This is a genomic window from Amycolatopsis sp. NPDC089917, from assembly GCF_040684635.1.
Classification (GTDB): Bacteria; Actinomycetota; Actinomycetes; order Mycobacteriales; family Pseudonocardiaceae; genus Amycolatopsis.
Genome location: NZ_JBFBGL010000028.1, coordinates 1 through 11,797, shown reverse-complemented (window position 1 = coordinate 11,797; position 11,797 = coordinate 1). Strand labels below are relative to the sequence as shown.

Here is an 11,797-nt window from a genome sequence, read left to right as displayed (position 1 = left end):
CGCGCTCGCCGACCGGTTTGGCCGGAGCGCTCGAGGTTTCCGTCGTGGATTCGGGCGCGCTCATCAGGCGGCCTCCTGCTCGGTCAGCTGGGACAGCACGATCTCGCGATAGGTTTCGTTGCCGTCCATGAGTTCGGTGTGCGTTCCGTTGCCGACGACGCGGCCCTCGTCGAGCACGACGATGCGGTCCGCGTGACGGATCGTGCTGACCCGCTGCGCGACGATCACCACGGTCGCCTCGGCGGTCTCGGCCACCAGCGCCCGCCGCAGCGCGGCGTCGGTCGCGTAGTCGAGCGCGGAGAAGGAGTCGTCGAAGAGATAGATCTCGGGACGCCGCACCAGCATCCGCGCGATCGCGAGCCGCTGCCGCTGCCCGCCCGAGACGTTAGTCCCGCCCTGGGAGATGGGGGAGTCCAGCCCCTCGGGCATCGCCTCGACGAAGTCCTTGCCCTGGGCCACTTCCAGGGCGTGCCACAGTTCCTCGTCGGTGGCGTCGGCCTTGCCGTAGCGGAGGTTGCTCGCGACCGTCCCGGCGAAGAGGTACGGCTTCTGCGGCACCAGCCCGACGGCGTCGGACAGCACGGTCGGATCCAGCTCCCGGACGTCGACGTCGTCGACGCGCACCGAGCCGTCGGTGGCGTCCATCAGCCGGGGGATCAGGTTCAGCAGCGTGGTCTTCCCGCTGCCCGTGCTGCCGATGATCGCGGTCGTCTCACCGGGCCTGGCCAGCAGTGAGATCTCCTGCAGCACCGGCTTTTCGGCGCCGGGGTAGCGGAATTCCACATCGGACAGTTCGAGCCGTCCGTGCACTTCGCCGGGGCTGACCGGGTTCAGCGGGAGGACGACGCTGGTGTGCGTGTCGAGCACCTCGGTGATGCGCTCGGCGCTGACCTCGGCGCGCGGCACCATCATGAACATGAAGGTGGCCATCATGACCGCCATCAGGATCTGCATCAGGTAGGACAGGAACGCGGTGAGCGCGCCGATCTGCATGCTGCCGTCTTCGATGCGCAGCCCGCCGAACCACAGCACGGCGACGCTGGAGGCGTTCATCACGAGCATGACGATGGGGAACATCAGCGCCATGAGCCTGCCGACGACCAGGGAGACGTCCAGCAGTTCGGTGTTCGCCTCGGTGAACCGGCGCCGTTCGTGGGTGTCCTTGACGAAGGCCCGGATCACGCGGATGCCCATGATCTGCTCGCGCAGGATCTGGTTGATCTTGTCGATGCGCTCCTGCATCAGCCGGAACGCCGGCCGCATCTTCGCGATGATGACGCCGACCGCGGCGCCGAGGATCGGCACGACGACCACGAGCAGCCAGGAGAGGGTGACGTCCTGGTTCAGCGCCATGATGATGCCGCCGAAGCACATGATCGGCGCGGACACCACGAGGGTGAACGACATCAACGTCAGCATCTGCACCTGCTGGACGTCGTTGGTGGTGCGGGTGATCAGCGACGGCGTCCCGAAGTGGCCGACCTCGCGGGCGGAGAAGTCCTGGACCCGGTGGAAGATCGCGGCGCGGACGTCGCGGCCGACCGCCATCGCGGTGCGGGCGCCGAAGTATACGGCGCCGATCGAGCAGGCGATCTGGACCAGCGACACGAGCAGCATGACGCCGCCGACGCCGAGGATGTAGTCCATGTCGCCCTTGACCACGCCGTGATCGATGATGTCCGCGTTCAGCGTGGGCAAGTAGAGCCCGGCGAGGGTCTGGACGAACTGCAGCAGCACGATCAGCCACAGTTCTCGCCGGTACGGGCGCAGGTGAATGCGCAACAGCTTCGTCAGCACAACGGTTTCTCCCCAGTGGTGGGTAGGGTGTTACTGCTTGTTCGGTTTTTTCACCGGTTCGGGTCGGGTGAGCGACGGGACGCCTTTCGAGGCCTCGCGAAGGAGGGCCTCGACGGTTTCCAGGAAGGGCTCGGCACCCTCGTTCATCAGCCAGTTGAAGAACGCCGTCTTCACCGCGGACTCCACGATGGCCGCCATCAGCCTCGCGTTCAACGCGTTTTCCGCACCCGCGCCCGCCCGCTCCAGGATTCCCGCGGCCAGTACCCGCTCGACGGTGGCGTGCGCCTTGAGGAACTCGCCGTGCACCGACGGGTGCAGGATCATCGATCGCGCGACCTGCACCGTGTCGCGGTTCGGCTCGCCGTCACGGCCGTAGGTCTCCAGGGTCGCCGCGCTCACCGCTTCCCACAGCGGCTCTTCGGGCGGCCTTTCACGCAGTGCCTCCAGCACCCGTTCCTGCCGTTCGACGATGAACGAGCAGATCGCCTCCTCCTTGCTGGAGAAGTAGTTGTTGAACGTGCGCGGGGAGACGCCCACGGCGTTGGCGATGTCTTCGACGCGGACCTGTTCGACGCCTTTCTCGGCGGCGAGTTTGAGCGCTGCCTCGCTCATGGCGCGACGGGCCGCGCGCTTCTTGCGTTCGCGCAGTCCGAGAGGAGCTGTGGAGTCGGGTGGCACGACCGAGAGGATAGGCAAAAGTTGCGTGCCCCGCAAATTTATGCGCACTCCGCACTTTTCGGACATCCCCCGTGGCGCAGGACACTCAAGATGAGCCGAATGGCCTAGTGTGCACCGCTCACCAGCCGTAACGCTTTCGTGGCCATGTCACTGCGAGCTGTTGAACAGAAACCGGCTGTGGACACGGATAGTTACTTCTGCTTGCATGTCGGTCGTTGTGCTGGGGAGTGCGACACGGGTCCGGGTAGGCGAAGAGAAAGAAGTGGAAGCACATGGTGACGCGGGCTCGAGGCTTGCTTGACCGCTCACGGGTTCTTCTGGACCGTTCCAGGGTCGCCGCGGCGCAGTTCCTCGCCGCACCGCCCAGGCACGCTCCGTCGGCTCCGCCCGCCGAACAGCCGGCGGTGGAGCAGCGGCCAGCGGTGGAAGCACCGGACGCGGGCGCGCTCGCCGGCGTCTGTTCCAATGTCGCGTTGCGCGACCTCAACCTGCTCGACCAGTTGCTCGCGCAGCTGGAGACGATGGAGGCGGGGGAGGAGAACTCCGACCGTCTCGCCGAGCTCTACCGCCTCGACCACCTGGCGACCCGTTTGCGGCGCAACGCCGAGAACCTGCGTGTGCTCGCCGGCCGGGACGCCGACGACACGACCGCCGGGATCTCGTCCGTGCTCGACGTGATGCGGGCCGCGATGTCGTCGATCGACCACTACTCGCGGATCACGATCGGCCGCGTCGTTTCGCTCGGCGTCGTCGGTTTCGCCGCCGAGGACGTCGGCCGGATCCTCGCGGAACTGTTCGACAACGCGGCGAACCAGTCGTCGCCGAGTTCTCCGGTCAGCGTCAGCGCGCATCTCACCGAACAGGGGAGCGTGCTGATCCGCATCGAGGACGAAGGCATCGGCATGCCGCCGGATCGGCTCGCGGTATTGAACGAGCGCCTGGCCGCCGGTCCGGTGCTCGACGACGATTCCGTGCGGCACATGGGACTCGCGGTCGTCGGCAGGCTCGCCGACCGGCACGAGATCACCGTCAAACTCGACCGCCGCACCCCGCACGGCACGGTCGCCACCGTGCTGCTGCCGGTCCCGGTGGTCTCGGAACTGGCCGAGAAGCAGTGGTCCGGTTCGCAGACCGTGGTGCTGCCGCAGACCAGGATCGCCAACGGAGCGCCCGTGGGAAACCCCGTCGCGACGCCGTCCGGGCTGCCGAGGCGCCGCCCGGCCCCTTCGGCGGAACCGGAACCGGAACGCAAGCCCAGCCCGCGTCCGCGGCCGGCCTTCCAGCCGCCCGCCGCCGACGGCGGCACCACGGCGAGCGGTCTCCCGCGCCGGGTTTCCCGCAGTATCAGGACTTTGCCCGACGAACCGGCCCCGCCGACCACCCCCTCCGCCGACGCGGCGGACGGGCACGAGGCGCTGCTGGCCGACCTCGACGCCTTCAGCGACGGCGAGCGTGCCGCCCTCGATGACCGGCACGAGCGCGAGACCGGAGGAAACACCCAGTGACCGCCCAGGACGCGACCACGGATTTCACGTGGCTGCTCGACGACTTCGTGCGCAAGGTGCACGGCGCCAGTCACGCGCTGATCATGTCCGTCGACGGTTTCCCTTTGACCGCCTCGGAATCGGTGTCCAGTGACGACGCCGAGCAGCTCGCCGCGATCGCGAGCGGCCTGCTCAGCCTGGCGGGCAACAGCGCCGCGCTGTTCGGCAAGGGCAATTGCGAGCAGATCATCATCCGGCTCACCCGCGGGTACTTCCTGTTCATGGGGATCGGGTCGGAAGCCGGGCTCGCGGTGCTCACCGAGCCGGACTGCGACATGAAGGTCGTCGCCTACGAGATGACCCAGTTCATCACCAACGCCGGTCACGCCCTCACCCCCGAGGTGCGGGCGGGGCTCCGGCAGGTCCTGACCGCCCGACGGCCGCAGGCCTGAGAATCCGGAGAAGGAAGGGATGACCGTGTCCAGCGATCAAGCTCCGGACCGGCCGGTCAAGATGCGCAGCCGCAGAATCCGGCCGTACGCGCTGACCGGCGGCCGCACCAAGAGCAGTCAGCTGCTCCTTGTGGAGACCCTGATCTCGGTGCCGCGCTACGACCCGTCGCTGGCCGAGGCGCTGATGCCCGAATCGCGATCGCTGTACGAGCGCGCCCGCGAACGCTCGTCGATCGCCGAGCTTTCGGTGGGACTGGACCTGCCCTTGGGCGTGGTCCGCGTGCTCATCGGCGACCTCGCCACCCAGGGAGCCGTCTTCGTGCACCCGACGGCCCACGCTTACAACCACGATACGAACGTGCTCGAGAGGATCCTCGATGGACTCAAGCGCCTCCCGGTCTGACGCCGATCTGCTGGCGATTTCCGCCAAGATCGTGGTCGCCGGTGGATTCGGCGTGGGCAAGACGACGTTCGTCGGCTCCGTCTCCGAGGTCCCGCCCCTGAGCAACGAGGCCTGGATGACCGAGGCGGGCGCCGGGGTCGACGAGCTGGTGCCGCCCGGGACCAAATCCACCACCACGGTCGCGATGGACTTCGGCCGGATCACCTTGCGCGAAGACCTGCTCCTGTACCTGTTCGGCACGCCCGGTCAGGCCCGGTTCTGGTTCCTCTGGGACGACCTGTCGCGCGGCGCGCTCGGTGCCGTGGTGCTGGTCGACACCAGCCGGATCGACCAGTCGTTCGCCGCGATCAACTACTTCGAGAACGACTCCGAGCTGCCGTTCATCGTCGCGGTCAACCAGTTCGAGGGGACGCCGGTGCACGACCTCGAAGAGGTTCGTGACGCGTTGGCGTTGTCCCCGGACATCCCGCTGGTCACCTGCGACGCGCGCGACCCGAAGTCGGCGGTCGCGACGTTGCAGGAACTCGTGTCCCACACGCTGTCCCTCGCGGTGGTCTCCGGACCCGGCCGCGAATTCGCACTCAGCTGACCAGTTCTGGGAGGAATGTCGAGGATGCGCAAGGTTCTGATCGTCGGTGCCGGGCAGTCGGGCTTGCAGCTGGCCTTGAGCCTGCTGGACCACGACTACGACGTCACGGTGATGTCGGCGCGGACGCCGGACGAGATCCGGTCCGGCAAGGTGATGTCGACCCAGTGCATGTTCCACTCCGCCCTGCAGCACGAGCGGGACCACAAGCTGAACCTGTGGGAGGACGAGACCGTCCGGGTCGAGGGACTCGGCGTGTCCATCGCCGGCCCGGACTCCAGCCGCGTGCTGGACTGGTTCGCGCCGCTGGAGCACTATGCGCAGTCGGTCGACCAGCGGGTGAAGATGGCGGCCTGGCTGGAACTGGTGGAGGACCGCGGCGGCAAGGTCGTCATCCACGGCGTCACCACCTCGGATCTCGCGCCGCTGGCGAAGCTCTACGACCTCGTCGTCATCGCGGCGGGCAAGGGCGAGCTGGTCCAGCTCTTCGACCGGATGCCGGAACGCTCGCCGTACACCGAGCCGCAGCGCGCGCTCTCACTCGCCTACGTGCACGGCATGGAGCCCCGGCCCGAGCACCCGGACAAGGCCGCGGTGCGGTTCAACATCATCCCGGGCGTGGGGGAGCTGTTCATGATCCCCGCGTACACGCTGACCGGGAACTGCGACATCCTGTTCTTCGAGGGCGTCCCCGGCGGTCCGCTCGACTGCTGGGGCGACCGTCCGTCGCCGCAGCAGCATCTCGACCGGATCCTCTCGCTGATGAAGCAGTTCCTCCCGTGGGAGTACGAGCGCTCGCGGAACGTCGTGCTGACCGACGACAAGGCGACGCTGGCGGGCGGGTACACCCCGGTCGTGCGGAACGCGGTCGGCAAGCTGCCGTCCGGGACCGCGGTGCTCGGCATGGCCGACGTCGTGGTGGCCAACGACCCGATCACCGGCCAGGGCTCCAACAACGCGAGCCACTGCGCGGCGTCCTATCTGGACTCGATCCTCGAACGCGGCGACAAGCCGTTCGACGAGGAGTGGATGACGGCGTCGTTCGACAAGTACTGGGAGTACGCCCAGCACGTGACGACCTGGACCAACGCGATGCTGCAGCCGCCGCCCCCGCACGTGCTCCAGATCATCGGCGCGGCGGGGGAGAAGCCCGCCGTGGCGAAGCGGTTCGCGAACGGGTTCTCCGATCCGACCGACTTCCAGCACTGGTTCTTCGATCCCGCGAAGGCGGAGAAGTTCCTGGCCGAAGCCTGATTCCCGCACCGCGAGGGTCCCGCGATCGGGTTCGCGGGACTGTCGCCGTGGGGCATTTCGGGCTACCGTGGTCACCGTGCGTGAGTACTGCAGGTGACGGCGGCGGAGGTGCGGCTCGATGCGTTCGATGTGGAAGGGTTCGGTGTCCTTCGGGCTGGTGAGCATCCCGATCCAGCTCTACGCGGCCACCGAGAACAAGAACGTCTCGCTGCGCCAGGTGCACGAGTCCGACGGCGGCCGGATCCAGTACAAGCGGTTCTGCACGATCGACGGCGAGGAAGTGCCCTACGCCGAGATCGCGAAGGGCTACGAGCTGCCCGACGGTGAGATGGTCGTGCTCACCGACGAGGACATGTCCGAGCTGCCGCTGGCGTCGTCGCGGGCGATCGACGTGCTCGAGTTCGTGCCGCTGGAGTCCATCGATCCGATCCACTTCGACAAGACCTACTACCTCGAACCGCAGAAGAACGCCGTCAAGCCGTACGTGGTCCTGCGTGACGCGCTGCAGAAGGCGAGTCACGTGGCGATCGCGAAGGTCGCCATCCGGCAGCGCGAGACGCTCGCGATCCTGCGGGTGCACAGCGACGTCCTGATGATGACGACGATGCTCTGGCCCGACGAGGTCCGTGTCCCGGACTTCGGGTTCCTGCACGAGGATCCGCCGCAGGTGCGGCCGCAGGAACTGACGATGGCGGGTTCGCTGATCGACTCGCTCTCGGAGCCGGTGTTCGAGCACGAGAAGTACACCGATTCCTACCGCGAGGCGCTGGAGGCCATGATCGAGGCCAAGGCCGCGGGCAACGAGACGACGAAACCGAAGGCCGTCGGCGCGAAGGCCGACGTCGTCGACCTCATGGAGGCCTTGCAGGCCAGCGTGAGCGAGGCGAAGAAGACCCGGAAACCGTCGACGGCGAAGAAGGCCACCGCGGCCAAGAAGCCCGCTTCCGGCAAGCGAACCCCCAAGAGCGCCTGACCGTCCTTTGTGGACCGCTGTGCCCGGCGTCACTCCGCCGGGTGCGGCGACACGCCGCGCGTATGCCAGGATCTGTCGCCCCTCGGTGGTAGTAAGGGCAATCGAGGAGAACTTTTCCGAAGCGATCTTCGACCTGATCGCGGGAGGCGGCATGAGCATGGAGTGCGCGTTCTGCGCCGGCGGACTCGACCACTGCCACGGAACCCTGGTGGTCCACCTCGATGGTGGTTTCACCGAATGCAGTGAAGACGGCTGCGTCGACCTCGACTTCGCGCGGCACACGCTGACGATCGACTGCTTCGACGTCGACGGCGGCTGCACGTGCGCGGAAGTGCGGGACAGGCTGCTGCTGCGAGCTTCTTGACCGGCAGCCAATACGCCAGTCCGGTCCGATTCGGGTGATCGGGACCGATTGCCACTCGAAGGTGTATGCATTCGTGTACATCGTGGCCGGGAATGTGTTAACTATGACGGGGTCCTCCGGCTCTCCCTCCCCCTCGGAGCCGGGGGACCCCTTCATGTCACGGTGCTTCCTTGGCGGTGTCGTGGATCGAAGCGCCGTCGCAGGCGCACACCGCGTCCCAGACCCCGTCGCCGTCCGCGTAATCGGTCGCGGTAAGGGCGCCCAGCGGTCCCAGGACGTCGTCGCCCGCCGCGGCGGCGCGCAGGAGTTCGTCGCGTCCGCACGGGTAGTTCGCCTCGGTCAAGTACGGACGCGGGTCCGTTCCGGCCATCGGCTCTCCCCCCTTCGCCTCGTCCGAGGCGGATACCCGGCTGCCGGAGCACGAAAACGGACCGTGTCCCCGCGTGTGGAAGGCCGGGGACACGGTCCGTTTCGGTGCTGGTGCTCAGTACCAGTGGGCGCGACCGCCGATGGCCTTCCCGGCGTTTCCGAGCACGGCCAGGATGATGCCGATGACCGCGAGCGCGATCCCGATCGAGTACAGGACGGGAATGCTGGCGATGACACCGATGACAATCAGGATGACGCCGAGAATGATCACGGGGGCACCTTCTCCTTCGTAGTCGCCCGGCCTGGTCGCAGCCGGGGTGTGGCTACTCAGGGGATTCCCGCCCCATGCGCTGGGAAACAGGTCCATCCGGCCGTAGTTTTCACGCATTCGGCCTAGTCGTCCGTTGTCGTGGATGTCCCGAGCGCCACGCTCGGGACGTTCACCGTCTCAAACGTGGCGCTCGCGACATCGGCTACGGGCGGCGGGACTTCAGTAGCGGTAGTGGTCCAGCTTGTACGGACCCTCTACGTCCACGCCGATGTACTCGGCCTGGCGTTTGGTCAGCTTCGTCAGCCGGACGCCCAGCGCGTCGAGGTGCAGACGCGCCACCTTCTCGTCGAGGTGCTTCGGCAGCACGTGGACGTCAGTGGCGTACTCGCCCTGCTTCGTGAACAGCTCGATCTGCGCGATCGTCTGGTTGGTGAAGGAGTTCGACATCACGAAGCTCGGGTGGCCGGTGGCGTTCCCGAGGTTCATCAGCCTGCCTTCGGACAGCACGATGATCGAGTGCGCTTCGCGGTCGGCCGTCGCGGGGAAGACCCACTCGTGCACCTGCGGCTTGACCTCGATCTTCCGGATGCCCGGGATCTTCGCGAGCCCGGCCATGTCGATCTCGTTGTCGAAATGCCCGACGTTCGCGACGATCGCGTTGTGCTTCATCTTGGCCATCTGGTCGGCCATGATGATGTCGAAGTTGCCGGTGGTGGTGATGAAGATGTCACCGCGCTCGACGACGTCGTCGAGCTCCACGACGTCGAGGCCCTCCATCGCCGCCTGGAGCGCGCAGATCGGGTCGATCTCGGTGACGACCACGCGGGCGCCCTGGCCCCGCAGCGATTCCACCGCGCCCTTGCCGACGTCGCCGTAACCGCAGATGACCGCGACCTTGCCCGCGATCATCACGTCGGTGCCGCGGTTGAGGCCGTCGATGAGCGAGTGGCGGATGCCGTACTTGTTGTCGAACTTCGACTTCGTCACCGAGTCGTTCACGTTCATCGCCGGGAAGAGCAGCTCGCCTTCCTTGGCGAGCTTGTAGAGCCGCTTGACGCCGTTGGTGGTCTCCTCGGTGACCCCGCGGACCTCCTTGGCGATGCGGGTGAACCGGCCGGTGTCGCGGCCGAGGCTCTGGCGCAGGGTTTCCAGCACGAGGCCGTACTCCTCGCCGTCCTCCTCGGTCGCCTGCGGCACGGCGCCCGCCGCCTCGAACTCGACACCCTTGTGGATCAGCAGGGTCGCGTCGCCGCCGTCGTCCAGGACCATGTTCGGGACGCGGCCGTCGCCGAAGTCGAAGAGCTGGTCGGTGCACCACCAGTACTCGGCGAGAGTCTCGCCCTTCCACGCGAACACCGACGAGCCCGAGGGCTGCTCGACAGTGCCGTTCGGGCCGACGACGACGGCCGCGGCCGCCTCGTCCTGCGTGGAGAAGATGTTGCAGGACACCCAGCGCACTTCGGCGCCCAACGCGACGAGCGTCTCGATCAGCACGGCGGTCTGGACGGTCATGTGCAGCGAACCCGCGACCCGCGCGCCCTTCAGCGGCTGCGAGTCGGCGTATTCGCGGCGCAGCGCCATCAAGCCGGGCATCTCGACCTCGGCGAGGCGCAGCTGCTTGCGGCCGGCCTCGGCGAGGGAGAGATCGGCGACGGCGAATTCGATCCCGTTGACCTTGGACAGGGTGGGGCTCACTGGTTCTCCAATCATCAAGGAAGGCAGGGCGGAGCGGTCCTTCTCACCGGTGGCGGAAAGGACGGTGTCAGTGCGGGGGTCGTTCAGCGCACGGCCTCGACGACGGCCGGAAAAGGGTTCTGACGCAAGAAAGGCACCTCCGCGATGGGAGGCGCCCTTACGTCTGTCGCAGCGGGCCGAGCGTGGCGGAAGAATTCCGTCGCAGCGCCTCTCGGCCCGGAACCAGGATGGCAAAGCGCCGCGAGCGCTGTCAAGGCGACGCGGATCGCTCCGCCGTCGAGAGGAACTCGGCCCGGACACCCAGCAGGCGTACTGGTCTGTCGAGGTCGAACATGTCGAGCACGGCCAGCGCTGCCTTCTCGATCTCGGCCGGATCCGCGGTCGATGCGGGCAGGGTCACGCTGTGCGTATGGGTGAGGAACGGAGCGAACCGGACCTTGACCGCGACCCGCGCGGCGGGTCTGCCCTCCTCGGCGACGTCCCGGGAAACGCGTTTCGCCAGCGCGACGATCTCGGCGGCCATCGCGCCGGGGTCGGTCAGGTCCTGCTGGAATGTCGTCTCGCGGCTGCGTGATCGCGCCACGTAAGGCGTCGCGGTGACCTCTGTGTCGCCGATCCCGCCGGCGAGGATCCGGTACCACGGGCCGAGCTTCGGACCGAACCGTGAGGCGAGGTCCGCCGGATCGGCGCCCGCCAGCTCCAGCACGGTCCGGTAGCCGGCTTCGGCGAGTTTCTTCGTGGTCTTGGCGCCGATGCCCCAGAGCGCGTCCGTCGGCTTCTCGGCCATGACGTCCCACCAGTTGTCCTGGATGAGCCGGAAGATGCCGGCCGGTTTGGCGAGCCGGTGGCGAGTTTGGCGCGCAGTTTGTTGTCCCCGACACCGACCGAACAGGACAGGCCGGTCTCCTCGGCCACCACTCGCCGGATGTCGGTGGCGAGCGCTTCGGGATCGTCGGTGGTGGCGCCGAGGAACGCTTCGTCCCAGCCGAGCACCTCGACCACCACCGGGAACTCCCGCAGCGTCGCCATCACCCGATCGGAGACTTCTTGGTACGCGGGCGCGTCGGTGGCGAGGAAGATCGCTTCAGGGCACCGTTTCGCGGCGGTTCGCAACGGCATCCCGGACTGGATGCCGAACTCTCGCGCCTCGTAGGACGCCGTCGCCACCACGGCCCGCTCGGCCGGGTCGCCGGTGCCGCCGACGACGACCGGCTTGCCGCGCAGCTCAGGCCGCCGGGCGACCTCGACCGCCGCGATGAACTGGTCGAGGTCGACGTGAAGCACCCACTCCCGGACGACCATGAAGCGAGCCTACTGAGGGGCAAGGGCAAAGGTGTCAGGCTCGCTCGCCCTCGTGCCCGCTTCGGACGCCGACCCGGCAGACCACCAGGCCGAGGTGGTCGTGAGTGGCGATTCGGGGTCTTTGGTAGGATTCCCTACAATAACCCAGGGTGGCCGGACCCAACCACTT

The 11,797-nt window shown here is 67.5% G+C and carries 12 protein-coding genes, 1 pseudogene and 1 riboswitch; of the genes and pseudogenes, 7 read left to right on the top strand and 6 right to left on the bottom strand.

Annotated elements, in window-relative coordinates:
* Positions 1-63: 63 nt before the first annotated feature.
* Entirely contained in the window at positions 64-1,797 is a 1,734-nt protein-coding gene (locus AB0N89_RS21025; protein WP_364206838.1) for an ABC transporter ATP-binding protein, read from the bottom strand.
* Positions 1,798-1,827: 30 nt separating this feature from the next.
* Positions 1,828-2,475, bottom strand: coding sequence for a TetR/AcrR family transcriptional regulator (locus AB0N89_RS21020; protein ID WP_364206836.1), 648 nt, complete (start codon positions 2,473-2,475; stop codon positions 1,828-1,830).
* Between the two features lie 272 nt (positions 2,476-2,747).
* Here AB0N89_RS21020 and AB0N89_RS21015 point away from each other — a divergent pair, with 272 nt between their 5' ends.
* The 7 genes from AB0N89_RS21015 to AB0N89_RS20985 all read left to right on the top strand — a co-directional run bounded on the left by AB0N89_RS21015 (position 2,748) and on the right by AB0N89_RS20985 (position 7,991).
* Positions 2,748-3,980, top strand: coding sequence for an ATP-binding protein (locus AB0N89_RS21015; protein WP_364206834.1), 1,233 nt, complete (start codon positions 2,748-2,750; stop codon positions 3,978-3,980).
* Positions 3,977-4,411, top strand: a complete 435-nt coding sequence (locus AB0N89_RS21010; RefSeq protein WP_181777271.1) for a roadblock/LC7 domain-containing protein — start codon at positions 3,977-3,979, stop codon at positions 4,409-4,411. The genes AB0N89_RS21015 and AB0N89_RS21010 overlap by 4 nt, the downstream gene beginning before the upstream one ends.
* Positions 4,412-4,430: 19 nt before the next feature.
* Positions 4,431-4,814 carry a DUF742 domain-containing protein gene (locus AB0N89_RS21005; protein WP_039918479.1) on the top strand — a complete coding sequence of 128 codons (384 nt, stop codon included), beginning with the start codon at positions 4,431-4,433 and terminating at the stop codon, positions 4,812-4,814.
* Complete coding sequence (locus tag AB0N89_RS21000) at positions 4,789-5,403, top strand: ATP/GTP-binding protein (RefSeq protein ID WP_364206832.1); 615 nt, start codon at positions 4,789-4,791, stop codon at positions 5,401-5,403. Before AB0N89_RS21005 ends, AB0N89_RS21000 begins: the two co-directional genes overlap by 26 nt.
* A 24-nt stretch (positions 5,404-5,427) precedes the next feature.
* Positions 5,428-6,654, top strand: coding sequence for a styrene monooxygenase/indole monooxygenase family protein (locus AB0N89_RS20995; RefSeq protein WP_364206830.1), 1,227 nt, complete (start codon positions 5,428-5,430; stop codon positions 6,652-6,654).
* A 118-nt stretch (positions 6,655-6,772) separates the two neighbouring features.
* On the top strand, positions 6,773-7,627 hold the full coding sequence (locus AB0N89_RS20990) for a Ku protein (RefSeq protein ID WP_364206828.1): 855 nt from the start codon (positions 6,773-6,775) through the stop codon (positions 7,625-7,627).
* Positions 7,628-7,778: 151 nt separating this feature from the next.
* Positions 7,779-7,991 (top strand): hypothetical protein, encoded by a 213-nt coding sequence (locus AB0N89_RS20985; protein WP_364207020.1) that lies wholly within the window; start codon positions 7,779-7,781, stop codon positions 7,989-7,991.
* Positions 7,992-8,148: 157 nt separating this feature from the next.
* Here AB0N89_RS20985 and AB0N89_RS20980 read toward each other — a convergent pair whose 3' ends face one another.
* From AB0N89_RS20980 to AB0N89_RS20965, 4 genes and pseudogenes are all read right to left on the bottom strand, one after another.
* Positions 8,149-8,361, bottom strand: coding sequence for a DUF2795 domain-containing protein (locus AB0N89_RS20980; protein ID WP_364206826.1), 213 nt, complete (start codon positions 8,359-8,361; stop codon positions 8,149-8,151).
* Positions 8,362-8,475: 114 nt separating this feature from the next.
* Positions 8,476-8,748 carry a hypothetical protein gene (locus AB0N89_RS20975; RefSeq protein WP_364207024.1) on the bottom strand — a complete coding sequence of 91 codons (273 nt, stop codon included), beginning with the start codon at positions 8,746-8,748 and terminating at the stop codon, positions 8,476-8,478.
* A 102-nt stretch (positions 8,749-8,850) separates the two neighbouring features.
* Entirely contained in the window at positions 8,851-10,326 is a 1,476-nt protein-coding gene (gene ahcY / locus AB0N89_RS20970; protein WP_364206824.1) for an adenosylhomocysteinase, read from the bottom strand.
* A gap of 142 nt (positions 10,327-10,468) precedes the next feature.
* A riboswitch (S-adenosyl-L-homocysteine riboswitch) is annotated at positions 10,469-10,545 on the bottom strand.
* A gap of 31 nt (positions 10,546-10,576) precedes the next feature.
* Positions 10,577-11,628 (bottom strand): annotated as a pseudogene (locus AB0N89_RS20965) (DNA polymerase IV).
* Between the last annotated feature and the right edge of the window lie 169 nt (positions 11,629-11,797).

Coding starts and splice junctions, on each gene's coding strand:
- AB0N89_RS21015 (WP_364206834.1), top strand. CDS start 2,748: ATGGTGACGCGGGCTCGAGGCTTGCTTGACCGCTCACGGGTTCTTCTG.
- AB0N89_RS21005 (WP_039918479.1), top strand. CDS start 4,431: ATGACCGTGTCCAGCGATCAAGCTCCGGACCGGCCGGTCAAGATGCGC.
- AB0N89_RS21000 (WP_364206832.1), top strand. CDS start 4,789: ATGGACTCAAGCGCCTCCCGGTCTGACGCCGATCTGCTGGCGATTTCC.
- AB0N89_RS20995 (WP_364206830.1), top strand. CDS start 5,428: ATGCGCAAGGTTCTGATCGTCGGTGCCGGGCAGTCGGGCTTGCAGCTG.
- AB0N89_RS20990 (WP_364206828.1), top strand. CDS start 6,773: ATGCGTTCGATGTGGAAGGGTTCGGTGTCCTTCGGGCTGGTGAGCATC.
- AB0N89_RS20985 (WP_364207020.1), top strand. CDS start 7,779: ATGAGCATGGAGTGCGCGTTCTGCGCCGGCGGACTCGACCACTGCCAC.
- AB0N89_RS20980 (WP_364206826.1), bottom strand. CDS start 8,361: ATGGCCGGAACGGACCCGCGTCCGTACTTGACCGAGGCGAACTACCCG.
- AB0N89_RS20975 (WP_364207024.1), bottom strand. CDS start 8,748: ATGCGTGAAAACTACGGCCGGATGGACCTGTTTCCCAGCGCATGGGGC.